This is a genomic window from Pseudomonas sp. NPDC089569 (assembly GCF_050280625.1).
In the GTDB taxonomy this organism is placed as follows: Bacteria; Pseudomonadota; Gammaproteobacteria; order Pseudomonadales; family Pseudomonadaceae; genus Aquipseudomonas.
The window spans coordinates 1-22,112 of the sequence record NZ_JBNNVQ010000010.1 but is presented as its reverse complement, the minus strand read 5'-3'; the positions used below and the strand labels follow the sequence as shown (position 1 = coordinate 22,112).

The 22,112-nt window shown below is 59.2% G+C and carries 19 protein-coding genes; 4 read left to right on the top strand and 15 right to left on the bottom strand.

The annotated features are described in order from the left end of the window. Positions 1-107: 107 nt before the first annotated feature. The 10 genes from ACQKP2_RS07210 to ACQKP2_RS07165 all read right to left on the bottom strand — a co-directional run bounded on the left by ACQKP2_RS07210 (position 108) and on the right by ACQKP2_RS07165 (position 10,238). On the bottom strand, positions 108-1,142 hold the full coding sequence (locus tag ACQKP2_RS07210; protein ID WP_427575547.1) for a proline racemase family protein: 1,035 nt from the start codon (positions 1,140-1,142) through the stop codon (positions 108-110). A 69-nt stretch (positions 1,143-1,211) separates the two neighbouring features. After that, positions 1,212-2,240, bottom strand: a complete 1,029-nt coding sequence (locus tag ACQKP2_RS07205; protein WP_427575546.1) for a proline racemase family protein — start codon at positions 2,238-2,240, stop codon at positions 1,212-1,214. A 10-nt stretch (positions 2,241-2,250) separates the two neighbouring features. Next, entirely contained in the window at positions 2,251-3,732 is a 1,482-nt protein-coding gene (locus ACQKP2_RS07200) for an aldehyde dehydrogenase family protein (RefSeq protein ID WP_427575544.1), read from the bottom strand. Next, positions 3,729-5,009, bottom strand: coding sequence for an NAD(P)/FAD-dependent oxidoreductase (locus ACQKP2_RS07195; RefSeq protein WP_427575542.1), 1,281 nt, complete (start codon positions 5,007-5,009; stop codon positions 3,729-3,731). The genes ACQKP2_RS07200 and ACQKP2_RS07195 overlap by 4 nt, the downstream gene beginning before the upstream one ends. 113 nt (positions 5,010-5,122) lie before the next feature. Further along, entirely contained in the window at positions 5,123-5,998 is an 876-nt protein-coding gene (locus ACQKP2_RS07190) for a dihydrodipicolinate synthase family protein (protein ID WP_427575541.1), read from the bottom strand. A 27-nt stretch (positions 5,999-6,025) separates the two neighbouring features. Beyond that, positions 6,026-6,691 carry an amino acid ABC transporter permease gene (locus tag ACQKP2_RS07185; protein ID WP_427575540.1) on the bottom strand — a complete coding sequence of 222 codons (666 nt, stop codon included), beginning with the start codon at positions 6,689-6,691 and terminating at the stop codon, positions 6,026-6,028. A 10-nt stretch (positions 6,692-6,701) separates the two neighbouring features. Next, positions 6,702-7,373 carry an amino acid ABC transporter permease gene (locus tag ACQKP2_RS07180; protein WP_427575539.1) on the bottom strand — a complete coding sequence of 224 codons (672 nt, stop codon included), beginning with the start codon at positions 7,371-7,373 and terminating at the stop codon, positions 6,702-6,704. Between the two features lie 10 nt (positions 7,374-7,383). Continuing rightward, positions 7,384-8,205: an amino acid ABC transporter ATP-binding protein gene (locus ACQKP2_RS07175; RefSeq protein WP_427575538.1), complete on the bottom strand. Its 822-nt coding sequence runs from the start codon at positions 8,203-8,205 to the stop codon at positions 7,384-7,386. Positions 8,206-8,262: 57 nt separating this feature from the next. Then, on the bottom strand, positions 8,263-9,198 hold the full coding sequence (locus tag ACQKP2_RS07170) for a transporter substrate-binding domain-containing protein (protein ID WP_427575537.1): 936 nt from the start codon (positions 9,196-9,198) through the stop codon (positions 8,263-8,265). A gap of 119 nt (positions 9,199-9,317) precedes the next feature. Next, positions 9,318-10,238 carry a LysR family transcriptional regulator gene (locus ACQKP2_RS07165; RefSeq protein WP_427575535.1) on the bottom strand — a complete coding sequence of 307 codons (921 nt, stop codon included), beginning with the start codon at positions 10,236-10,238 and terminating at the stop codon, positions 9,318-9,320. A gap of 101 nt (positions 10,239-10,339) precedes the next feature. Between ACQKP2_RS07165 and ACQKP2_RS07160 the strand changes: the two genes are divergently transcribed. From ACQKP2_RS07160 to ACQKP2_RS07150, 3 genes are all read left to right on the top strand, one after another. Continuing rightward, a complete protein-coding gene (locus tag ACQKP2_RS07160; RefSeq protein ID WP_427575534.1) occupies positions 10,340-11,686 on the top strand; it encodes an aspartate aminotransferase family protein in 1,347 nt (448 codons plus the stop codon). 71 nt (positions 11,687-11,757) lie between these two features. Continuing rightward, complete coding sequence (locus tag ACQKP2_RS07155; protein WP_427575533.1) at positions 11,758-13,254, top strand: CoA-acylating methylmalonate-semialdehyde dehydrogenase; 1,497 nt, start codon at positions 11,758-11,760, stop codon at positions 13,252-13,254. 223 nt (positions 13,255-13,477) lie between these two features. Beyond that, positions 13,478-14,782: an aspartate aminotransferase family protein gene (locus tag ACQKP2_RS07150; protein ID WP_427575532.1), complete on the top strand. Its 1,305-nt coding sequence runs from the start codon at positions 13,478-13,480 to the stop codon at positions 14,780-14,782. A 282-nt stretch (positions 14,783-15,064) separates the two neighbouring features. Here ACQKP2_RS07150 and ACQKP2_RS07145 read toward each other — a convergent pair whose 3' ends face one another. From ACQKP2_RS07145 to ACQKP2_RS07130, 4 genes are all read right to left on the bottom strand, one after another. Next, positions 15,065-16,231, bottom strand: coding sequence for a M20 aminoacylase family protein (locus ACQKP2_RS07145; protein WP_427575531.1), 1,167 nt, complete (start codon positions 16,229-16,231; stop codon positions 15,065-15,067). Between the two features lie 16 nt (positions 16,232-16,247). Then, positions 16,248-17,891: an APC family permease gene (locus tag ACQKP2_RS07140; protein WP_427575529.1), complete on the bottom strand. Its 1,644-nt coding sequence runs from the start codon at positions 17,889-17,891 to the stop codon at positions 16,248-16,250. Between the two features lie 86 nt (positions 17,892-17,977). Beyond that, the gene (locus ACQKP2_RS07135) at positions 17,978-19,204 is read right to left on the bottom strand and encodes a diaminopropionate ammonia-lyase (RefSeq protein WP_427575527.1); all 1,227 of its coding nucleotides are present in this window, start codon (positions 19,202-19,204) and stop codon (positions 17,978-17,980) included. Between the two features lie 76 nt (positions 19,205-19,280). Further along, positions 19,281-20,534, bottom strand: a complete 1,254-nt coding sequence (locus tag ACQKP2_RS07130) for a Zn-dependent hydrolase (protein ID WP_427575526.1) — start codon at positions 20,532-20,534, stop codon at positions 19,281-19,283. A gap of 136 nt (positions 20,535-20,670) precedes the next feature. On the opposite strand from ACQKP2_RS07130, the gene ACQKP2_RS07125 reads away from it, so the two are divergent. Continuing rightward, complete coding sequence (locus ACQKP2_RS07125) at positions 20,671-21,141, top strand: Lrp/AsnC family transcriptional regulator (protein WP_427575524.1); 471 nt, start codon at positions 20,671-20,673, stop codon at positions 21,139-21,141. A 72-nt stretch (positions 21,142-21,213) separates the two neighbouring features. Here ACQKP2_RS07125 and ACQKP2_RS07120 read toward each other — a convergent pair. After that, positions 21,214-22,112 (bottom strand): putative PEP-binding protein (locus tag ACQKP2_RS07120; RefSeq protein WP_427575522.1); only part of this gene is annotated, 899 nt, incomplete at its 5' end.

Here is a 22,112-nt window from a genome sequence, read left to right as displayed (position 1 = left end):
GATCAGGTCTCGGTTGGTCTGGCCCGTATCATACAGGCCAGGCCTCATAAAATTCAGTCTCTGCTGACTTTGTGTCGCCCCCAGCATGGGGGCGGGGAGGCTAAAGGTCAAACAGCGGCCATCCATGTGTCTGAAAGGGTAAAGCCATTGGGGTACGGATCGGTTGGGTCGATACCCATCTGATAGAGGCCAGTAATCCAGGCTTGGCCGGCGATGGCCGGTACCACGGCGGCATACTTGCCGACTTCAGTCACGCCGTCGATGCTGCAGGTAAAGCGGCTACCGGTGATCGATTCATGAATGAAGGTTTCCCCTGGCGCTATCAGACCCTGTGCGTGCAGTAGCGCGAGGCGGGCAGACGAACCGGTACCGCAGGGGGAGCGGTCGCATCGTCCGGGCGACACCACCACGCAATTTTTAGCGACCAGATGACCGTTCTCTCGTCGCAGCGGCGCCATGAACTCTGTGTTGGTGATGCCTGGGATAGCAGGGTTCAGTGGGTGTTCGACTTCCAGTTGCTCGACTGCCGCCTGTTTGACGCGCTGGCCCACTTCACATAACTCACGGGCTTCGGATGGCTCGATGGCGAAGCCTAATGTCTCGGCGTCCACCATGGCATAGGTCATTCCGCCGTAAACGATGTCTGCACGCACGCTGCCGAAGCCCGGAACCTCGATGTGGCGGTCGCGGTGATAACAGAACGCTGGCTGGTTCACGAGTCGGACACTGGTTACCTTACCGTCCTTACACTCGCAGCGCACCCTGATCAGGCCAGCAGGAGACTCCAAGGTGAGCTGTGTGACGGGTTCGTGCATTGGCAGGATGCCGGTTTCCAGCAGCACCGTTGCTACGCACATGGTATTGGAGCCCGACATGGCAGGATACTCGGTGGTTTCCAGTATAACGTAGCCCATGTCCGCTTCGGGGTGGTTCGATGGCAGAACAATATTGGCGTTGTGCCAAACCGCGCCGCGAGGCTCGAATAGCACCAGCTTTCGGATGTGGTCCATGTGGTTTTCCAAATGGACCCGTTTGTCGAACATGGTCTGCCCGGGTACCTGGCCCACTCCGCCGACGATTACTTTGCCGCTTTCACCTTCTGCATGACAATCCACCACCGATAACACTTGCTTGAAGCGCATTGTGTGACTCCGTTTGGATTCAAGTTGAGGATCTGTGCTCGGACGCGCCCGAGCACAGCAAAGCCGAGATCACTGGCTTAAACCGGACCCCCAGGTGTCACTGAGCATGAACCCGGCCGCCAGCGGGTCGTCCGGGTCGACACCCAGTTGCTGCAATCCGTACAACCACGCACGGCCAGTTATGCGGGGGAGCACCGCTGGCTTGCCGGCCACCTCGGTTTGGCCGAGCAGTTCGACTTGGAACTGTCCACCGATAGTCGAGCGCGACACCAGCTTGTCCCCCGGCTGCACCAGACCACGTGCAGCTAATGTGGCGAGGTTGGCCGAGCTGCCGGTACCGCAAGGCGAGCGATCGACCCGGCCTGGGGGCAGGGTGGTGCACGTCTGGTAGGTGCGATCGTCCAGGCGGTTGCGGAACATCACGTAAGCCACCTCGTTGACCGAAGGCAAGAGCGGATGCTGGATGTTTAACTGCCGGTTGATCACATCCCGCAAGCCAACGCCAGCATCGGCCAGCGCTCGGGCTTGTTCAGGAGCGATGCTGAGCCCGACCTGCTCGACGTCTATAAGGGCGTAATACACGCCGCCGAAGGCGACATCGATCTTTATCGTGCCAAACGATTCGGTCTCGATAGCGAGATCCAGATGCTCGACGAACGATGGCACGATATCGAGGGACACGCTCAGGCAGCGTCCGTCCGCGCAAAGGGCGCGGGCGGTGACGAGACCAGCAGGCGTATCGAGCACTACAGTCGTTTCCGGCTCCTGCATCGGCACCATGCCCAGCTCCAGTAGGGCAGTAACTACACAGATGCAGTTACTGCCGGACATTGGGTGGGCCTTGTCCGCCTGAAGCACAATGAAGCCAGCATGCGCCTCGGGTCGGGTCGGGGGCAGCAGCAGGTTGACCGACATCTGCAGGCAGCCGCGTGGCTCTAAGGTCACGAGACGACGCAAACTGTCATCGACTTCGTTGATGTAGTTCATTTTGTCCAGCATGGTGGCGCCCGGGATACCCAGGACACCACCGGTGATGACCTTGCCGATCTCGCCTTCGCAGTGCACTTCAGCCAGTTGAAGAGTCTGTTTCCAAAGCATGGGTGTTACCTCACTTGATGTACCAGCCCCAAGGCTGTTCGGTGTCGTAGCGGGTGATCTGCTTGGTTTCGAGGTAGTTGTTCAGACCCCATTCACCCAGCTCACGGCCGATACCGCTTTGCTTGTAACCACCCCATGGAGCTTCGGTGAAGGTCGGTTGGGAGCAGTTGATCCAGACGATGCCGGCGCGGAACTTGCGCGCAACGCGCTCGCAGCGCTCCAAGTCCTTCGACATCACGGCAGCACCCAGGCCGAAGCGTGAGTTGTTGGCCGACTTTACCGCTTCCTCTTCGGTATCGAACGGACGGATGCATACCACCGGGCCAAAGATCTCTTCGTTCCAGATCCAGCAGTCTTCAGGTACGTCTGCGAACACGGTGGGTTGCAGGTAGAAGCCTTTGTTTAAGTGAGCTGGGCGCTCGCCGCCGCAGACCAGTCGCGCGCCTGCTTCCAGGCCGCGAGAGATGGCCTGAAGAGTGCCGTCGTACTGATTGCGGTTAACCAACGGGCCGAGCAGCACGCCTTCTTCCATGCCGTTGCCGATCTTGATCTTGCGGGCTTCCTCGGCCAGGCGAGCCAACAGCGGTTCGTATGCCGCACGTTCCACTAACACGCGGGAAGTAGCGGAGCATACTTCGCCCTTGTTCCAGAAGATGCCGAACATGATCCATTCGACCGCCTGTTCGATATCGCTGTCGGCGAAGATCACGAATGGCGACTTGCCACCCAGCTCCAGCGTCACGTTCTTGATGTCCTGGGCGGCCGCTTGCATGATGCGGCTGCCGACCGGCACGCTGCCGGTGAAGGCCAGCTTGTCAACGCCAGGGTGCGCGGTCAATGCGGCACCGACTGTGGAGCCAGGCCCGGAGACGATGTTCAGCACGCCGGCCGGCAGGCCAGCCTCATCGGCGATGCGGGCTAGCTCCAGCGAGGTCAAAGAGGTCTGCTCGGCAGGCTTGAGGATGATGCAGCAACCTGCCGCCAGGGCCGGGGCGATCTTCCACGAGGCCATCAGCATCGGAAAATTCCAGGGCACGATGGCGCCAGCTACACCGATAGGCTCCTTGCGCGCCACGGAGCTGAAGCGATCATCCGACAGCGCCACAGTTTTTTCGCGTTTTTCATCCAGCTCTTCCGCCATATTGGCGTAGAAATCGAAGCAGCCAGCAGTATCACCGATGTCCCACATCGCTTCCGGGAACGGCTTGCCGTTGTCGCGGACTTCGATGGTTGCCAGTTCTTCCTGCCGTGCACGGATGCCGTCGGCAATCTTGCGCAGATAGGCGCCACGTTCGGCACCGCTCAGGCGTGGCCATGGACCTTCATCGAAGGCAGCGCGAGCGGCTTTAACCGCGGCGTCGACATCTTCGGCGCAACCGGACGCTACGGACGCGATCAGGCTTTCATCGCTCGGATCGTACGAGTTGAAGCTACCGCCATTGATTGGGCTGACCCACTGGCCATTGATGTAAAACTGGTCGTAGCGGTTCATGCGTTTCCTCCAAGGACGGCGAAGCGTCGGGCACTAAATGCGGATAGATTCTGGGTTGGGGTGCGCTGGGCAGCGAGGTCGCTGACGAGGCGTCCGGTGGTGGCGCCAAGCGTGAGGCCCAGCTGACCGTGACCGAAGGCCAGGATGGTGTTTTTCAGCCGTGGTGAACGGTCGATTACAGGCTTGGTGTCGGGCAGGAACGGGCGATAGCCGACGCCGAACTCCATGCCTTGGGTGTTCAGTTGCGGCAATACACGGCGGGCCTTTTCCATGATGATTTCGGCACGCTTGAAATTGGGCTCTGCATTAGGGCCGGCAAACTCGATGGTGCCGCCGATCTGCAGGCCTCGGGTCATCGGGGCGAAGCAGAAGCCGCCGTCGGCATAGATCACCGAGTGGCGAATTTCGACGCCCGGTTGCGGCAGTACTGCCTGGTAACCTGCAATGCCTGCGAGGGGGATGTTCACGCCAAGGCTGTCGAAGAACGAGCGGGCACCGGTGCCCGCGGCGACCACCAGCAGATCGGCAGGCAACCGACCACCGTCCTCCAGGGTTACGCCTGTGGCCTTGTCGTGGTGCTCGTTGATCTTCACCACGCGTTGGCGTACACGTACACCTCCCTGAGTAATGAAGCTTTCGGTCAGTGCAGCGATAAAACCTTCGGTATCGCTTACAGCGCGCCAGTCGGGGAACATTAGGCCGTGCTGGAATTTACCGGCCAGTGCTGGCTCCAGATCGGAAATTTCCGCGCCATTGAGCTCTTGGGAACGAAAGCCCAACTGCTTGCGTAGCTCCAGGTGTGGGCGCTCGTGTGCCAGGCCAGCCGGGGAGTCGAAAACTTCCAGGATGGGGCGATCGCCGAGCAGGGTTTTGTCCGGGCAAGCGTCGAGCAGGGGGGCGTAGTCTTCGTAGACATGCTGGGTTAGACGCGCCATGTCTTGCGCGATCTCATTGATCTTCGACGGGCGGGCGCACGCCAGGAAGCGCATGAACCATGGCAGGATCCCCGGCAGTGCGCTCGGGCGCAGGGCCAGGGGGCCTTTCTGGTCCAGCAACCAGCCGGGGATCTTCATCAGGATGCCTGGCTTGGACAGCGGAATGACTTCGCTCACCGCCATCTGGCCACAGCTCCATTTGGCAGTGCTATCGCCTGGGGCGGCAGGATCGACGAGGGTGACCCGATGGCCGTCGCGCTGCAGGTACAGCGCGCAGCACACGCCGACGATGCCGCCGCCGATGACCACTGCCTGTTGCGATGACGTTTGCGGGTTGTTCATGAGTGCAATGCTCAACAATTATGAAGACGGGGTTGAAGATACAAAGGTGGGAGAGGGAAGACTCGCGAAGGCAAGCCCCCTCCCACTACAAGGTAGTCCGCAGACCTACCCTGTCACGCCTGCGAAGCTTCGTATACCTTGCGGAACTCTGCTTTTTCTTCGTCGGTCAGCGGCAGCAGCGGAGCACGAGCCGGGCCGACTTTGAAGCCTGCCAGCTCGGCGCCGTACTTGACCTTCTGTACGAACTTGCCGCTTTCCAGATTGGCCATGGCCGGGAACAGGCTGCGCATCACTTGCTGGGCGCCACGGATGTCGCCGCTGGTGAAGGCCTTGTGGAATGCTACGACCTTCTCCGGGAAGATGTTGGCAGGGCCGCAGATCCAGCTGTCGGCGCCCCACAGGTAGAAGTCCAAGGCCTGATCGTCGGAGCCGCAGGACAGCTGAATGCCTTTGTATTTCTCACCGATCTCGATGGCGCGCAGCAGATTGCCGCTGCTTTCCTTAATACCGATGACACGCGGGTGGTTGTGGAGGGCTGCGATCACGTCCAGACCGACTTCGACGTTGGTGCGAACCGGGTAGTTGTAGAGCACCACATTGATCTCGGGGAAGGCCTCGAGGATGGTGTGGTAGTGAGCGAGCAGTTCTTCCTGGGACGGCAGCGCGTAGTAGGGCGGAGCGATCAGCAGGTTGGTGTAACCGGCGTCTACGGTCTGCTTGATCTGTTCCAGTACTTCGCGGGTGCAAGAACCGTTGGCACCGGCGATCAGGGTGCCGCGATCACCGACCACTTCCTTGACGGTAGCCAGGATCTGGCGACGTTCTTCGTTGGCCAGGGCGTAGTATTCGCCGGTCGAACCCAGCGGGACGAAGCCACTGACGCCGGCGGCCAGTTGGTGCTCAATGATTGAGGCCAGAGTGTCGTGATCGACTTTGCCGGTGCTGTCGAAAGGGGTGACGAGGGCCGGCAAGATACCGTTCAGTTTCATGGTGATGTCTCCAATGGTGGGATGAAATCAGTAGGCGTAACGGCGCAGCAGACGTCCCTCGACCACGCCGACCAGGCGGGTGAGGGGGAAAGCCACGAGGAAATAGATGACCGCGACAGCCGAAAGGAACTCGACCGGGCGGGCGGTGCTGTTGGAAATGTTCTGGCCGACGAACATCAGGTCGGCGACACCTACCGAGGAGATCAGCGCACTCTCCTTGAACAGGCTGACCACGTTCGACAGCAGCGGCGGTACGGCTCGCAGCAGTGCTTGCGGGAAGATCACGTAAAGCACCTTGACCTTCGAGTTGAGCCCCAGAGCGGTACAGGCGTCATGCTGTTCGCTGGCGATGGATTTGAGTGCGCCGCGAAAGGTCTCGCTGGTGATTGCGCCCATGAACAGGGTCAAGGCAATCAGCACCGAGACGTACGGTGGGATGTCCAGACCGAACACCACCGGGAAGCAGAAAAACACCCAGAACAGCTGAATCAGCAACGGCGTACCGCGGAAAAACTCTACGTACAGGGTCAGTGGCAGGCGCAACAGTGGGGTTTTCAACTGGCGCAGCATGCTGACTACAAAGCCCAGCAGACTACCCAGCAAAGCGCATACACCCGTGAAAGCCAGTGTCAGGGCCAGGCCCTTGAGCAGTACCGGCCAGTAATTCAGAACAACGGAGAAATCGAGTGGCATGGTTGTCTCCTTAGCGCTGGCCGGCCAGTTCCTGGCGCCGTTCGAACCACTGCACCAGTTGCGCGATAGGCAGCGACAGGGCGAAGTAGATCAGGGCGATCAGGGTGTAGGTTTCCAGCGGACGGTAAGCCTCGGTGGCCAGGCTCTTGCCCACATACATCAGGTCGGCGACGGCGACGATCGCCACCAATGCGCTCTGTTGCAGGGTGCCGATGCCATTGGTGATCAACACCGGCAGGGCAGTGCGCAGCGACTGCGGAAGGATCACGTAGAGGGTTCGTTGCCAGGGGCGCAGGCCCAGGGCCACGCAGGCATCCAGGTGTTCGTGGGGCACCGCCTGCACGCCGGCGCGGTAGGCCTCGGCGTTGAATGCAGTGAGGTTCAGCCCCAGGGCCAGGAAACCCATTGCAATCGGGTCGATGAACACATCGAACAGCATCGGTACGCAGTAGAAGAACCAGACGATCTGTAGCAGTGCCGGCGTGCAGCGGAAAAACTCGATGAACAACTGCGCGGGCCAGCGAATGAAGAACCAGCGGCTCAGGGTCATCAGGCACAGTAAGAAGCCGCAGGTCAGACCAATCAGGTTCGAGACCAGCGCCAGTTCCAACGTCACCTTGAGGCCGTCGAGCAGCGCCGGCAGGCTGCCATTGAGAAAGTGGAAATCGAATTGATAATTCATGGTGCCGCCCTCAATCGAAGTGCACGACCTTCTCGAGGAATTCACGCATGCGTGCTTCCCGAGGTTGGGTGAAGATCTGTTCGGGATGACCCTGCTCGACCACCTTGCCGTTGGCACAGAACACCACCCGGGTGGCGATGTGGCGGGCGAAATGCATGTCGTGGGTGACGATGATCATCGCCATCTTCTGTTCGGCCAGTTGCATCATCACGTTCTGCACCTCGATGACCATTTCCGGGTCCAGTGCCGAGGTGACTTCGTCGAACAGCATCAGGCGCGGTTCGAGCATCAGCGCGCGGGCAATCGCCACACGCTGCTTCTGGCCGCCAGACAGCTGACTGGGGTAGGCGTGCAGCTTGCTTTCCAGGCCCAGGCGGGCAAGGTAGGCGCGGGCTTTCTCGGTGGCTTCGGCCTTGCTCATGCCATGGACCTTGACTGGCGCCAGAATGAGGTTGCCCAGCACCGACAGATGCGGAAACAGGGTGTAGTGCTGGAACACCATGCCGATCTGCTTGTGCAGTACTTCATCCAGTGGCTTGCCCTGTTTACGATTGCCATCGATGTAGGGTTTGCCCTGGAACTGGATGGTGCCGCCCTGGATGCCTTCCAGCCCCATCAGTACCCGAAGCAGCGAGCTTTTGCCGCTGCCGGACGGGCCGATGATGACCAGGCGATCGTCAGCGCGCATATCAAGGTTCATTCCGTCCATGACTACCAACTGTTCGGAATAGGCTTTGCGCACGTTTTGAAGCTGGATAAAGCATCCGCCCTGGCTCGAATTCGGGATGATCGAAGCCTGTGGCTGAGAAGCCACCAAATGAGGAGTGGTCATTACAGTTGTCTCCACGAGGGCGCCCCTGGCGGGGGCCCCTCGGTAGGTGAGCGGGAGTTACTGGGCTTTCTGGCCCGCAAGGATCTCGGCGGAAGCCTTGTCCACCAGCTTGTCGATTTCACCCGACTCGCGGCGCTTGGTCAGGTAGGCATCAAGTTGCGCAAGGTCATCGGCGGGCGTTTCGCGAGAGAGGGCAAATGACACGCCTTGCTTCGCCAGGGCTGGCACCGGGATCACTTCTTTTGCCCATGAGTTGGCCATGGCGAACAAGTGGTTGGTGTCGTTGGCATCCGCGAGGATGTCGGCGCGTTTGGACATCAGCGCCATACGTGTTTCATCCGAACCGGGCAGGCGCATCAGGGTGGCCTGTTTGATAGCAGCAGAAGCTGCCTTGTCTGCTGCCGTACCGGAGATCACGGCGATGGTGACGCCGGGTTTGTCGTAGTCGACGAGATCGGTTCCGGCCGTAGCGAATTTCGGGTTCTTTCCATTGATGAGCAAGGAGATCTGGTAGTCGGTCGCTGGCACTGAAAATGCCACGGCCTTTGCCCGCTCCGGGGTCATGTTGAGCGCCATGGCCAAATCCCATTTCCCGCTCTGGATGCCGGCAACCTGATTATCCCAGCTTGTGTCGACGAACTGCGCCTTGACCTTGAGCACGTTCTCCGCGAAGTCACGGCATAGATCGACGAAGTAGCCACTGTATTGCCCGCTTGCCGGGTCGCGCATTACATACGGCGCGGCTATCGCGGCACCGCAGCGCAGCACGCCGGCTTTCTGCACGTTTTGCCAGGTTTGGGTATCGGCTTGAGCCGAGGGTTGCATCAGAAGCGTCAGTGCCGCAGTGAGGCAAGCCACGCTGCCACCGAGTTTGCGGGAAAGGAACCGTGCCATTTTGAATCTCTCCGGTGATTTGTTCTTGTAGACAGAAGAGCAAGTAAAAAACTGAAGCTGTATTCTTATTTGGATGCCACAATGTGTGCAGCAATGCATTCAGGCTATTTCGATGTGTTCTGGCTGTCAACACGCCTGAAAGAATTTTTGGAAGCAAAAACGCCCTCGTTCACCTGGATTGGTGAATGAGGGCGTTCAGGAAAGGGGGGGCGGACGGTTTAGCTTGCGCTGTCAGTCAGGTGCAATTCATTGAGAAAACGCTCAAGAATCAGATTCTGTCTGCGTCCTTTGCGCATGGCGATGGCGATTTTGGAGTCGAAATGCAGCCTGTCCGGATCAAGAGCAGTCATGAGCCCTTTTTCCACCCACGTTGCGGCGTAGTGGTCCGGCAGAAAGCCAATGTACGCGCCGGTCAGAATCAGGAACGCAATGCCCTCTCGGTCGGTGGCCGATGCGGCAACACTGAGCAGTTGGTGCAAGCCGATTGCTTCGGCGGTCATCCGATAGGCAGGTACGACGGCGTCTGCCTGGGACAATTGCGCGTCGCTGACATTCGCGGCATCGGCGAACAGCGGGTGCTCATTGCTGCAGTACAGGTTCGACCGCTCCTCGTAGAGCAGGCTGTAATCCAGGCCTGACAAGGGGGTGATCAGCGGCACGGCCCCGACGTGCAGTCGGCCATCGATCAGCCCACGTTCGATTTCACCTGGCGTGCTCATGCTGAGATTGATTCGCACGCCGCTACCTTCGGCCCGTACGGCCTTGAGCGCGTGGGTGATGCGCATCTTGGGTTGAGTGACCAGGTTGTTGACGATTGCTACGTTCAGGTCGCCGCGCAGCTGCTGGTGCATCTGGTTCACCTCGCTGCGAAACCCCTCGATGGCCACCAACACGGTTTCACTGGCACGCAGCACCTCGCGGCCTTCATCGGTCAAGGCAAAACCGGCCCGGCCGCGTTGGCACAGGCGCATGCCCAGTCGCTTCTCCAGGTCGCCCATGTGCAGGCTGATGGCAGAGCGGGTGATGCCCAGCACACTCTCCGCGCCGGAAAAGCTGCCGCATTCGGCCACGGTCTTGAACACGCGCAGCAACCTGAGATCGAAATCACTGACCTGATGCAGTGGTGTTTTTTTTGTCATGCGTGAGGATTCCGATAACTGAATTAAAGAAAATATAGATTTAACGTACATGAGCCTTCGATTCAAGCTAGGCGACATCCACCCAGTCCAGGATTGCCGTCATGAATCAGGCCTTGCAAACAAGAATCCCCTTGGCCAGTGGCCTTCAGTTGGAATCCCACTGGATGCCGTTCTCCTCGAACCGCAATTTCCGCAAGGACCCACGCTTCATCGTTGGCGCCAAAGGCAATTGGCTGATCGACGAGCAGGGGCGGGAGGTGTTTGACGGATTGTCCGGGCTGTGGACGTGTGGTGCAGGCCATTCGCGCCGGGAGATTGCCGATGCCGTGGCAAAACAGCTGGTGACCCTGGACTACTCCCCGGCCTTCCAGTACGGCCATCCGTTGTCGTTCAAATTGTCTGAAAAAATCGCCAGCCTGACACCAGGGGACCTCAACCATGTGTTCTTCACCGGTTCTGGCTCTGAGTGCGCGGACACCTCGATCAAAATGGCACGCGCCTACTGGCGCCTGAAAGGCCAGCCCCAGAAGACCAAGTTGATCGGTCGCGCCCGTGGCTATCACGGTGTGAACGTAGCTGGCACCGCATTGGGTGGTATCGGCGGCAACCGCAAGATGTTCGGGCAGTTAATGGACGTCGACCACCTGCCGCACACCCTTCAGTCGGACCTGCCTTTCACCAAAGGCGCAGCCGAGGCTGGCGGGGTAGCACTGGCCAACGAACTGCTGAAACTCATCGAGCTGCACGACGCCTCGAACATCGCCGCGGTCATCGTCGAGCCGATGTCCGGTTCGGCTGGCGTCCTCGTACCGCCACAAGGTTATCTGCAGCGGTTGCGTGAAATCTGCAATCAGCATGACATCCTGCTGATCTTCGATGAGGTCATTACGGCGTTCGGGCGCATGGGCACCATGACCGGCGCCGAGTATTTCGGCGTTACGCCAGACCTGATGAACGTGGCCAAGCAGATCACCAACGGTGCCATTCCGATGGGGGCGGTAATTGCCAGCAGCAAGATCTACGACGCGTTCATGTATCAGGCGTCTCCCGAGTACGCAGTCGAGTTTGCTCATGGGTATACCTATTCCGCCCACCCGGTAGCCTGCGCCGCTGCTCTGGCGACACTGGAACTGCTGGAGAAGGACAACCTGGTCCAGCAATCGGCCGAACTGGCGCCGCACTTTGAAAAGGCGATCCATGGCCTCAAAGGCGCGAAGCATGTCGTAGACATTCGTAACTGCGGATTGGCAGGCGCCCTGCAAATCGCTCCGCGCGATGGCGATGCCATTGTTCGTCCCTTTGAGGCAGGCATGGCGCTGTGGAAGGCTGGCTTCTATGTCCGCTTCGGCGGCGACACGCTGCAGTTCGGACCCACTTTCAACACAAAAAACCAGGAACTGGATCGCCTGTTCGATGCCGTGGGCGAAGCCCTACAAGGCATCAATTGATCGGCAGCCCTCGCGTCGCGGGGATGCTTCCTACATTTAGCCAGCTTGTTATCAAGCTTTGAGGAACGAAAATGAGCACTATCAAGCATTTGATCCATGGTGAGCACATCGCAGACGATGCTCGCACCACAGACGTATTCAATCCTGCCACCGGCCAGGCAATCCACAAGCTCGGTCTGGCAAGCCGTGCCACCGTGCAGAAGGCCATCGATTCTGCCCAGGCGGCTTTCCCGGCCTGGCGCAACACCCCGGCGGCCAAGCGTGCCCAGGTGATGTTCCGCTTCAAGCAACTGCTGGAAGCGAACGAGCAGCGTATCGCCCAGCTCATCAGCGAAGAGCATGGCAAGACCATCGAAGACGCTGTGGGTGAGCTTAAGCGTGGCATCGAGAACGTCGAGTTCGCTTCGGCCGCTCCCGAGATCCTCAAAGGTGAGTACAGCCGCAACGTCGGCCCGAACATCGATGCCTGGAGCGATCTGCAGCCGATCGGTGTGGTGGCCGGCATTACTCCATTCAACTTCCCGGCCATGGTGCCGCTGTGGATGTACCCGTTGGCCATCGCGTGCGGCAACTGCTTCATCCTCAAGCCGTCCGAGCGCGATCCAAGCTCGACGTTGCTGATCGCCGAACTGCTGCATGAAGCCGGCTTGCCAAAAGGCGTGCTGAACGTGGTGCACGGTGACAAAGAAGCGGTGGATGCGCTGATTGAAGCGCCAGAAGTGAAAGCATTGAGCTTCGTGGGGTCGACGCCGATCGCCGAGTACATCTATTCCGAAGGCACCAAACGCGGCAAGCGCGTTCAAGCGCTGGGTGGTGCGAAAAACCACGCCGTGCTGATGCCGGATGCCGATTTGGATAACGCCGTCAGCGCGCTGATGGGCGCCGCCTACGGTTCGTGCGGCGAGCGCTGCATGGCCATTTCCGTTGCCGTGTGTGTCGGTGACCAGGTAGCCGATGCGCTGGTGGCCAAGCTGATTCCACAGATCAACGCTCTGAAGATCGGTGCCGGCACCACCTGTGGTCTGGACATGGGGCCGTTGGTGACCGCCGCAGCGCGCGACAAGGTACTGGGTTACATCGATGACGGCGTAGCGGCCGGTGCCAAGGTGGTTGTAGATGGCCGTGGTTTAAAGGTCGCGGGCAACGAAGACGGCTACTTCGTCGGTGGCACTCTGTTCGACCGCGTTACCCCGGAGATGCGTATCTACAAGGAAGAGATCTTCGGTCCTGTGCTGTGCGTTGTGCGCGTGAATAGCCTGGAAGAGGCGATCAAGCTGATCAATGATCACGAATACGGCAACGGCACCTGCATCTTCACCCGTGACGGTGAATCGGCGCGCTTGTTCTGTGACGAGATCGAAGTGGGTATGGTCGGCGTTAACGTGCCGTTGCCGGTACCAGTGAGCTACCACAGCTTCGGTGGCTGGAAGCGTTCGCTGTTCGGTGATTTGCACGCTTATGGTCCGGACGGCGTGCGCTTCTATACCCGTAAAAAAGCCATCACTCAGCGCTGGCCGAAACGCACCAGTCACGAAGCTGCGCAATTCGCGTTCCCGAGCAACAGCTAAGGAAGCACCCTGTTTGAGTGGCAGCGTCATCCATCGGTCAGACTGGGATCCCGGATGGCGCTGTTGCTCATCCCCGTAGAACTGCTACGGGCACCCGGAAGCTGCCGGGATTTACTCTCACCCTTTGTCAAAGGCCCAGGCTTAAGACCTCGTCGCCACCACGCTGGCGGCATTTCTTTTCCAGAGGGGCGCAAGCATTCAAATGAAGAGGTCGATCGGCACCATGCCAATTACCAATGAATACGTTAAAGGTCTTGATCGCGAATATGTATTCCACTCGTGGTCGACTCAAGGTGCGCTCAACCCCCTGGTGATCGCGGGAGGGGAGGGGTGCGAGGTATGGGACTATGAAGGCAAGCGATATCTGGATTTTTCCAGCCAGTTGGTCAATACCAATCTGGGTCACCAGCATCCTGCAGTCATCGCGGCGATTCAGGAACAAGCCGCTTCGCTGATGACCGTGGCGCCCGCGACGGCCAATTTGATGCGCGGCGAAGCTGCCAAACGCATCATCGAGCAGGCACCGAAGGGCTTCAGGAAAGTCTTCTTCACCAACGGTGGCGCCGATGCCAACGAAAACGCCATGCGTATGGCCCGGCTCTTTACTGGGCGCGACAAGGTGTTGTCCGCCTACCGTTCCTACCATGGCAATACCGGCTCGGCGATCGTCGCCACCGGCGACCCGCGCCGGGTACCGAATGAGTACGCCCGTGGCCACGTGCATTTCTTCACCCCTTATCTGTATCGCAGCGAATTCAGCGCGCAGACCGAGGCTGAAGAGACCGAGCGCGCGCTGCGTCACCTGCGTCGCGTTATCGAGAGTGAAGGTTCGGCTTCGATCGCGGCCATTCTGCTTGAAAGCCTGCCTGGCACCGCCGGCATCCTGATGCCGTCTGCCGCCTACATGCAGGGTGTGCGTGAACTGGCGACCGAGTTCGGCATTCTGCTTATTCTCGACGAAGTAATGTCCGGTTTCGGCAGGACCGGCAAATGGTTCGCTCTGGAACATTACGGCGTAGTGCCTGACCTCATTACCTTTGCCAAGGGAGTCAACTCGGGCTACGTACCGGTCGGCGGCGTGGTGATCTCGGAGCAGATTTCCAGCTACTTCGATAACCACTTCTTCCCGGGCGGCTTGACCTATTCCGGGCACCCGCTGGCCATGGCCTCGATCGTTGCGGCCATTGACGCCATGCGCAATGAGCGAGTCGTCGAAAACGCGCTGGAAATCGGCACCAACGTCCTGAGCCCGCGCCTGCGGGAGCTGCAGCAGCGTCACGCATCGATTGGCGAAGTGCGCGGCGCGGGCGTCTTCTGGGCATTGGAGTTTGTAAGTAACAAAGAAAGTCGCGCACCGGTGGCAGCAGACAAGATGCAGGCGTTGAAGGCCAAGTTGCTGGAGCGTGGGCTGCTGCCATTTGTTGTCGAGAACCGCATCCATGTGGCTCCGCCCTGCATCATCAGCGCTGAAGCAGCCGAGGCGGGTATCGCCATTCTGGATGAAGTGATCGGTTCCGTGCTGGGCTGACGGATCCATCGACACTGTTTAATGCTGACCCTTGCCTGGCTATCGCTTGGGAGGGGTCTTGTTCGAGTGGCAGCGCCATGGGCTGTTCTGTCGGGAAAAGGTCGACGGCGCTGTTAATCGGAACCGCAGGGCCACTGCGGCTTGTCTGTAACTTCATGGGGTACTGCTTCTCACCACTTTGTCGAAAGCTTTGGCTTGAGACCTGCCGCCACACTGGGCGGCTTTTTTTTATGCAGACAAAAGCCAGCTAAGCCTGGCTTTTGTCTTTCGGTACGGTTCAGCTCAAGTTGGAAGGGCCAGACGAGCTACCTCGGCAAAATAGTGCGCTCCAGTAACGAGGATCTCATCGTTGAAATCGTAGGAGGCGTTATGCAGAGGTGTGGCACCAGATTGCCCGGCGCTGCCGTTACCTATGAATACGAAGTTGCCAGGCACGTGCTGAATGAAGGCACCGAAGTCCTCGGAAATCATCATGGGGGTCACATTGGCATCCACCGCTGTTTCGCCCACGATGTTTCTGGCTGCTGCCACCGCCAGTGCAGTCGGCTCAGCCCAGTTCACCGTGGGAGCAAACTCATGGGTGTACTCGAATGTGCAAGCAGCGCCATGTGCAGCGCAAATGCCCTGGCAGAGTTCGCGCATGCGCTTTTCCAGGAGCGCTTGCACGTTGGGGTCGTAGCTGCGGGTGTCGCCCTTGATGACGACATGGGTGGGGATCGCGTTGCGAATTCCATCGGTGATGAACTCTGTGCAGGAAACCACTGCTGACAGGCTGGGGTCGACATTGCGCGAGACAACTGTTTGCAACGCCAGCACGATCTGTGCGCCGATAACCAAAGGGTCGGTTCCCATGTGTGGTCGAGCAGCATGTGTGCCTTGCCCCTGGATGCGGATGACGAAGTTGTCTTCGCTGGCCATGATTCCGCCCACGCGGGTTGCGATGTGTCCCGCAGGCATGCCCGGCATGTTGTGGGCACCATAGAGGGCATCAACCGGAAAGCGCTCGAACAGCCCGTCAGCCAACATGGCCTTGGCGCCACGGCCGTGCTCCTCTGCCGGTTGGAAAATGAAACGCACAGTGCCGTTGAAGTTGCGGCGGCTGCACAGCAATTCTGCCGCACCCAGAATCATGGCCATGTGTCCATCATGGCCGCATGCATGCATCTTGCCGGCGATGCAGGAAGCATGATGATGATCCAGCGCTTGCTCGGTAATGTTGAGGGCGTCCATGTCGGCACGCAGACCGATGCAGCCGCGACCATCGCCCACCTTCAGGCTGGCGACAAGGCCGGTGCCTCCGATACCCTGGTGGACCTGCAGATCGAAGCTCTGAAGGATCTGCGCGACCCTGGCGGCGGTATTGAACTCTTCGAATCCTGTTTCCGGGTGGCGGTGGAATGCATGGCGCCACTCTCTGATGCGCTGCTCAAAGGTATTGTCGGTGGTCATGTTGGAGAGATCCTGGTCAGTGAGAAGCGGTGGACTGCGGTGATGCCGATACTGGCGGAGTGACAACGGTGGATGTTGGGTGATAGGTCTGGCGCCACACCACGCTTTCTGCGAGATAGGGCGTGCGGTATCCGCTGCGGACACCCAAACGGTAGAAAGCAAATGCCACGGCGGTGACAACCAGCATGTCCCACCCTTCCGGCAATAGCCCGATGCCACCGAACGACTCACTTCCGATACAGGAAATAGCCGCCATGCACGGTAGATAACCGATTAGCCAGGCGGCGGCGGTCAGCTCCTTGCCAAAGCCTTTCCAGCCTTGTTTGGCCTGATAGTAGAAGAACAGCGGCAGTGCACCGATTACCAGCAAGATCACCTGGCCAGTCAGTGGCCAGCGAGCCCAGTACAGCACCAGTGAGGCACAAACAAAGGCGAAGGGTGCAATAAACGACATGCCTTTGAGGCGTAAAGGTCGGGGTACATCCGGAGCAGTGATGCGCAGCGACATCAGGCTGACGGGGCCGGTGAGGAACGAGATGATCACCGCAACCGAGATCACGGCAGCCAACGTCCCCCAACCTCGGAAGAAGAACAGGAAGACAAAGGAGATGGCCAGGTTGAACCACATGGCGGGACGGGGGACCCCGTAAATCGGATGCAAGCTGCCGAACACCTTGGGCATGGTGTTGTTGCGTTCCATGGCGTAGATCATCCGTGCCGTGGTTGCGGTGTAGATCGAGCCTGTTCCGGAAGGGCTGACGAAGGCATCGAGATACAGCAGCACGGCCAACCAATTCAGGTTCAATGCCAGGGCGAGTTGTGCCAATGGTGAGTCGAAATTCAGGCTGTGCCATCCGGCGGCGATGCTTTGTGGGCTGACGGCGCCGATGAACGCCACCTGCAGCAACACATAGATCACCAATGCGATCAGCACGGAGCTAATCAGTGCGAAAGGGATGCTTCTGCCCGGGTTGCGCGCTTCTCCTGCGAGGCTTACAGGGCTCTGGAATCCGTTAAAGCTGAAGACGATGCCGCTGGCTGCGACGGCAGTGAATACCGCGGACCAACCATAGGGGGCGAAGCTTTCAGCAGTGCCGTTGCCAAAATTCTCCGTATTGAAACTCGCCCAGATCAAGGCGACGCCGGTCAATACCGGTACCACTAGTTTGAAGGTGGTAATGGCGGTGTTGGTCTTGACGAACAGCTTCACCCCCCAATAGTTGAGGGCGAAATAGACAAGTACCAGGGCAGCGCTTGCCCACAAGCCGTGGATGGTGAGTTCACCGTTGGCGACCATCGCCTGTGCCCACGGATAGGGCCACGACGCCATGTATTGCACCGAGGCAATAGCCTCGATGGGTATGACGGAAACGATGGAAATCCAGTTTGCCCACGCCGCCATGAAGCCTGTCAATGAGCCGTGAGAGTAACGGGCATAGCGCACCATGCCACCGGATTCGGGGAACATGGCCCCCATTTCTGCATAGGTCAGGGCAATGGCCAGTACTACCACTGCGCCGATAACCCAAGCCAGGATGGCAGCTGGCCCTGCGATTGCAGAGGCATGCCAGGCACCGAATAGCCAGCCGGAGCCGATGATAGAGCCCAGGCCCGTTAGCATGAGTGACCACGGGCCGATATTGCGTGCGGTTGTTTGCATGAGGAACTCCACTGTTATTTTTATCTGGAGCAGCCAGCTGAGGTGTGTTTTGGCACACCGCAGCTGTTATCAGGGAAGGGCGAGAATCAGGCTTTGGAGAGCCAATCTTTTTGTCGCTTGAGCACCGAGTCGCTGGATTCACCGACCAGTTCTTCGTATACGGCGGGCGCTGTTGCCCCTTCGGTACTGATCAGCAGGACGCGCGACTGCGCATTGAGCCCCACGTCGGCCGCCAGGCTGCCGGAGGTCATCAGTCGGGTCAGTGCAGAGAGGCCTGCCACCGCCGACTCACCCGCCACCAGCGGGATATCCTTTTGACCGCCTTGGGCCAGGCGCTTCATGGAGGCCACGGCTTCCTCATCCTCAATGGTCATGAAGTAGTCGACACATGGCTGCAGAAACTGCCACGCCAGCGGCGAAGTTTCACCACAGGCCAGGCCAGCCATCACCGAGTCCACCGAACCAGTCGCCTTGGCTGCCTTGCCAGCGATAGCGCTCTGATAGAGACAGTCCGCCTGCACCGGTTCAACAATGATGAATGTGGGGCGATGCTCGGCAAAGTGTTCCCACAGGTAGCTGGCAATGCCGGCTGCCAGACCGCCCACGCCGCCTTGCAGGAAAACGTGAGTGAACGCTGGCTGAGCACCGTCTTGTGCGGGTAGCCCTTCGAGAATTTCCGCAGGAATGGTGCCGTAGCCTTGCATCACATCCCGTGGAATCTCCTGGTAGCCTTCATAGGAAGTGTCGGATACGACCAGCCAGCCATTGTTTTCTGCCAGGCTGGCCGCTTCTTCGACAGACTCATCATAGTTGCCGACAGTTCGCACGATCTGTGCCCCATAGGCTGCAATGGCGGTTTCACGTTCAATACTGACGTTGGCATGCAGCACGATCACGCAGCGGCAGCCGATACTTTGGGCTGCAGCTGCCAGGGCGCGGCCGTGGTTGCCGTCGGTGGCGCTGATGACGGTGAAGTCGGCAAGTTCCGCCGCATGCTTGCCAGTAAACAGGTCTGCAGCAGTGAACTTGTGTTCGGTGAAGGTACGCATGATCAGGCGCACGAGCGCGATTGGCGCACCGAGCGCCTTGAAGCTACCTAGCTGTGAGCGGACCGACTCATCCTTGACCAGCACCTGCGCAACGCCCAATTCACTTGCCAGACCTGGCAGGTTGTAGAGCGGCGTGCCGAGGGTATTGAGTCGTGACCATTGTGCGAGCCACTGGCGACTTTGATTGGCGCTGGCGATGCTCATGATGCGTTTGAGAGCATCAGGGTAGGGCTGACGGGTGACGTTTGGGTTTGCTAACAACATATCGGACTCCAATGGCAGGCAAAATGGGGCCACTGCCGCCGGCAAGCACCGGCGGACACGGGAGTGGCAGGGATAATCAGTGGGGTGCGGTCAGGCGCCGCTTGACGACATCCAGCAGGACTTCAGCGCCTGCTAGCAACTGGTCGTCATCGGTATGCTCGCGGGGGTTATGGCTAATGCCGCCGCGGCTGGGCACGAAAATCATCGCAGCGGGTGCGATGCGGGCAATCATCTGCGCATCGTGGCCGGCGCCTGAGGTCATGCGACGGTGCCTAAAACCGAAGCGCTGGGCGGAGATCTCGATCGCGTTGGCCAGCGAGCTGTCGAATGTGACGGGCTGGAATCGCACCAGTTGCTCGGTTTCGATGCTGACACCTTCTTCTTCGGCAAGCTGTGCAAGGAATACGGCAAGGTGCTGCTCAGCCTTGATTAGCTTGCCTTCGTCCGGGTCGCGAAGATCGACCGTAAAGCTGGCGCGGCGTGGTATTACGTTGATGACATTGGGCTCGAAAGTCATGCAACCGACGGTGGCCAGTGTGGTGCCGCTGGCTTTGGCCAAGCGTCGCAATTCGGTGGTCACAGCGCAGGCTACGTAACCAGCATCGTGGCGCAGGCGAGTAGGTGTGGTGCCGGCGTGGTTGGCATTGCCTTTCACCGTCACTTGCTGCCAAGAGATGCCCTGAAGATTTTCGACCACTCCGATCAGGGTGTTTTCCGCCTCCAGAATGGGGCCTTGCTCGATGTGCAATTCGAGGTACTCATGGGGGATCACGGCGCCTGGTTCCAGATCGCCGGCATAGCCGATGCGTATGAGCTCATCACCCAGACGACTGCCATCGGTGCCCAGGGTGTCCAGCGCTTCTTGTACGCTCAGGCCGCCGGCATACACCAGTGAGCCCATCATGTCGGGTTGATAGCGCACGCCTTCCTCGTTGGTGAAGGCGCCTACGGTGATCGTGCGATCAGGCAGTATTCCCGCTTCACGATACGCACGCTGCACGGCCAGCCCGGCCAGTACACCGTAACAGCCGTCCAGGGCTCCGGCGTTGGTCACCGTGTCGATATGCGAACCCATCATGAAGGGTTGCTCATGACCAGTGTCGTTAGCTGAGCGAAGCGAGCCGAAAATGTTACCGATTCGATCGACCTGAATATCGAGTTCAAGCTCGCGCATCCAGACCACAAGTTGGTCGCGTCCGGTCTTTTCCGCATCGCCGAGTGCGATCCGGGTCCTGCCGCCGTGAGTCAGGTCAACCCCGATATCACCCAAGGCCTTTATCTGTTCCAGCAGCTTCGCGCCATTCAAGTGCAGGTCAGGCACATTGCTCATTGTTTTCTCCGCTGCATGTGGTGAGTGACTAAATGGTATTCCTCTCAGAGTTCATGAAAGTTTGATTTACAGGGCTTTTGCGTAGTTTCATTGCGTTTTTCTACATCTGTTCACCGAATCATTGCGGAGTTGTCTGATGAGTCTTGATGTGTTTGACCGAGCCTTGCTGGAGGCGGTACAGCGTGATGCGACCACCTCCCAGATTGATCTCGGAGAGCAGGTGAACCTGTCATCGGCAGCGGTCAATCGCCGGCTGAAGCGGTTGGGGAGTGAGGGTGTAATACAGCGCACCGTGGCGCAGGTGAATCCGGCTAGCCTGGGCTACACGCTGACCGTCATCACCGAGGTCGAGGTGGAGAGCGAGCGTCTGGACTTGCTCGACGAGATGAAAAGAACGTTCATGGACTGCCCACAAGTTCAGCAGTGCTACTACGTAGCAGGGGAGTGCGATTTTGTCCTGATCATGCTGGTCAGAAGCATGGAACAGTACACGCAGTTGACCCGGACACTGTTCTTTGAGAGCAACAACGTCAAACGTTTCAAGACACTGGTTTCAATGAGCAACGTCAAGAGCGGAATCGCAGTGCCGACGGGCCTTGAAGACTGAACCGTCGTCGGGCAAATACAGTGGTTGCTGTACCTGCCCGACGAGACAAGAACTGGCACCTTTGAAGGTTGCTCAGGCCATTTCCAGTCGAGACGTGATGGGGGATGCAGGCTTTTGCTGTGCCTCATCCTCAGCCAGGAAGAACCAGGTCTCCAGTACGGAGTCCGGGTTCAGCGAAACGCTTTCAATGCCTTGCTCCATCAGCCACTTGGCCAGGTCCGGGTGGTCCGAAGGGCCCTGACCGCAGATGCCGATGTACTTGCCGGCCTTGTTGCACGCGGCAATGGCGTTGGCCAGCAGCTTCTTGACCGCCGGGTTACGCTCGTCGAACAGGTGCGCAATGATCCCGGAGTCACGGTCCAGGCCCAGGGTCAGCTGGGTCAGGTCGTTGGAGCCGATGGAGAAACCATCGAAGAATTCCAGGAATTCTTCAGCCAGGATCGCGTTGGACGGCAGTTCGCACATCATGATGATGCGCAGGCCGTTGTCGCCACGGGCCAGGCCGTTTTCCGCCAGCAGGTTCACCACCTGGCTCGCTTCGCCCAGGGTACGGACGAACGGCACCATGATTTCGACGTTGGTCAGGCCCATCTCGTTGCGCACGCGCTTGAGGGCGCGGCATTCGAGTTCGAAGCAGTCACGGAACGATTCGCTGATGTAACGCGACGCGCCACGGAAGCCCAGCATCGGGTTTTCTTCTTCCGGCTCGTAGAGCTTGCCGCCGATCAGGTTGGCGTATTCGTTGGACTTGAAGTCCGACAGACGCACGATGACCTTTTTCGGATAGAAAGCGGCGGCCAGGGTGCTGATGCCTTCAACCAGCTTCTCGACATAGAAACCGACCGGGTCGTTGTAACCGGCGATGCGCTTGTCGACGCTTTCCTTGATGTCCAGCGGCAGGCCGTCGTAGTTCAGCAGGGCCTTGGGGTGCACGCCGATCATGCGGTTGATGATGAACTCCAGGATGTCTG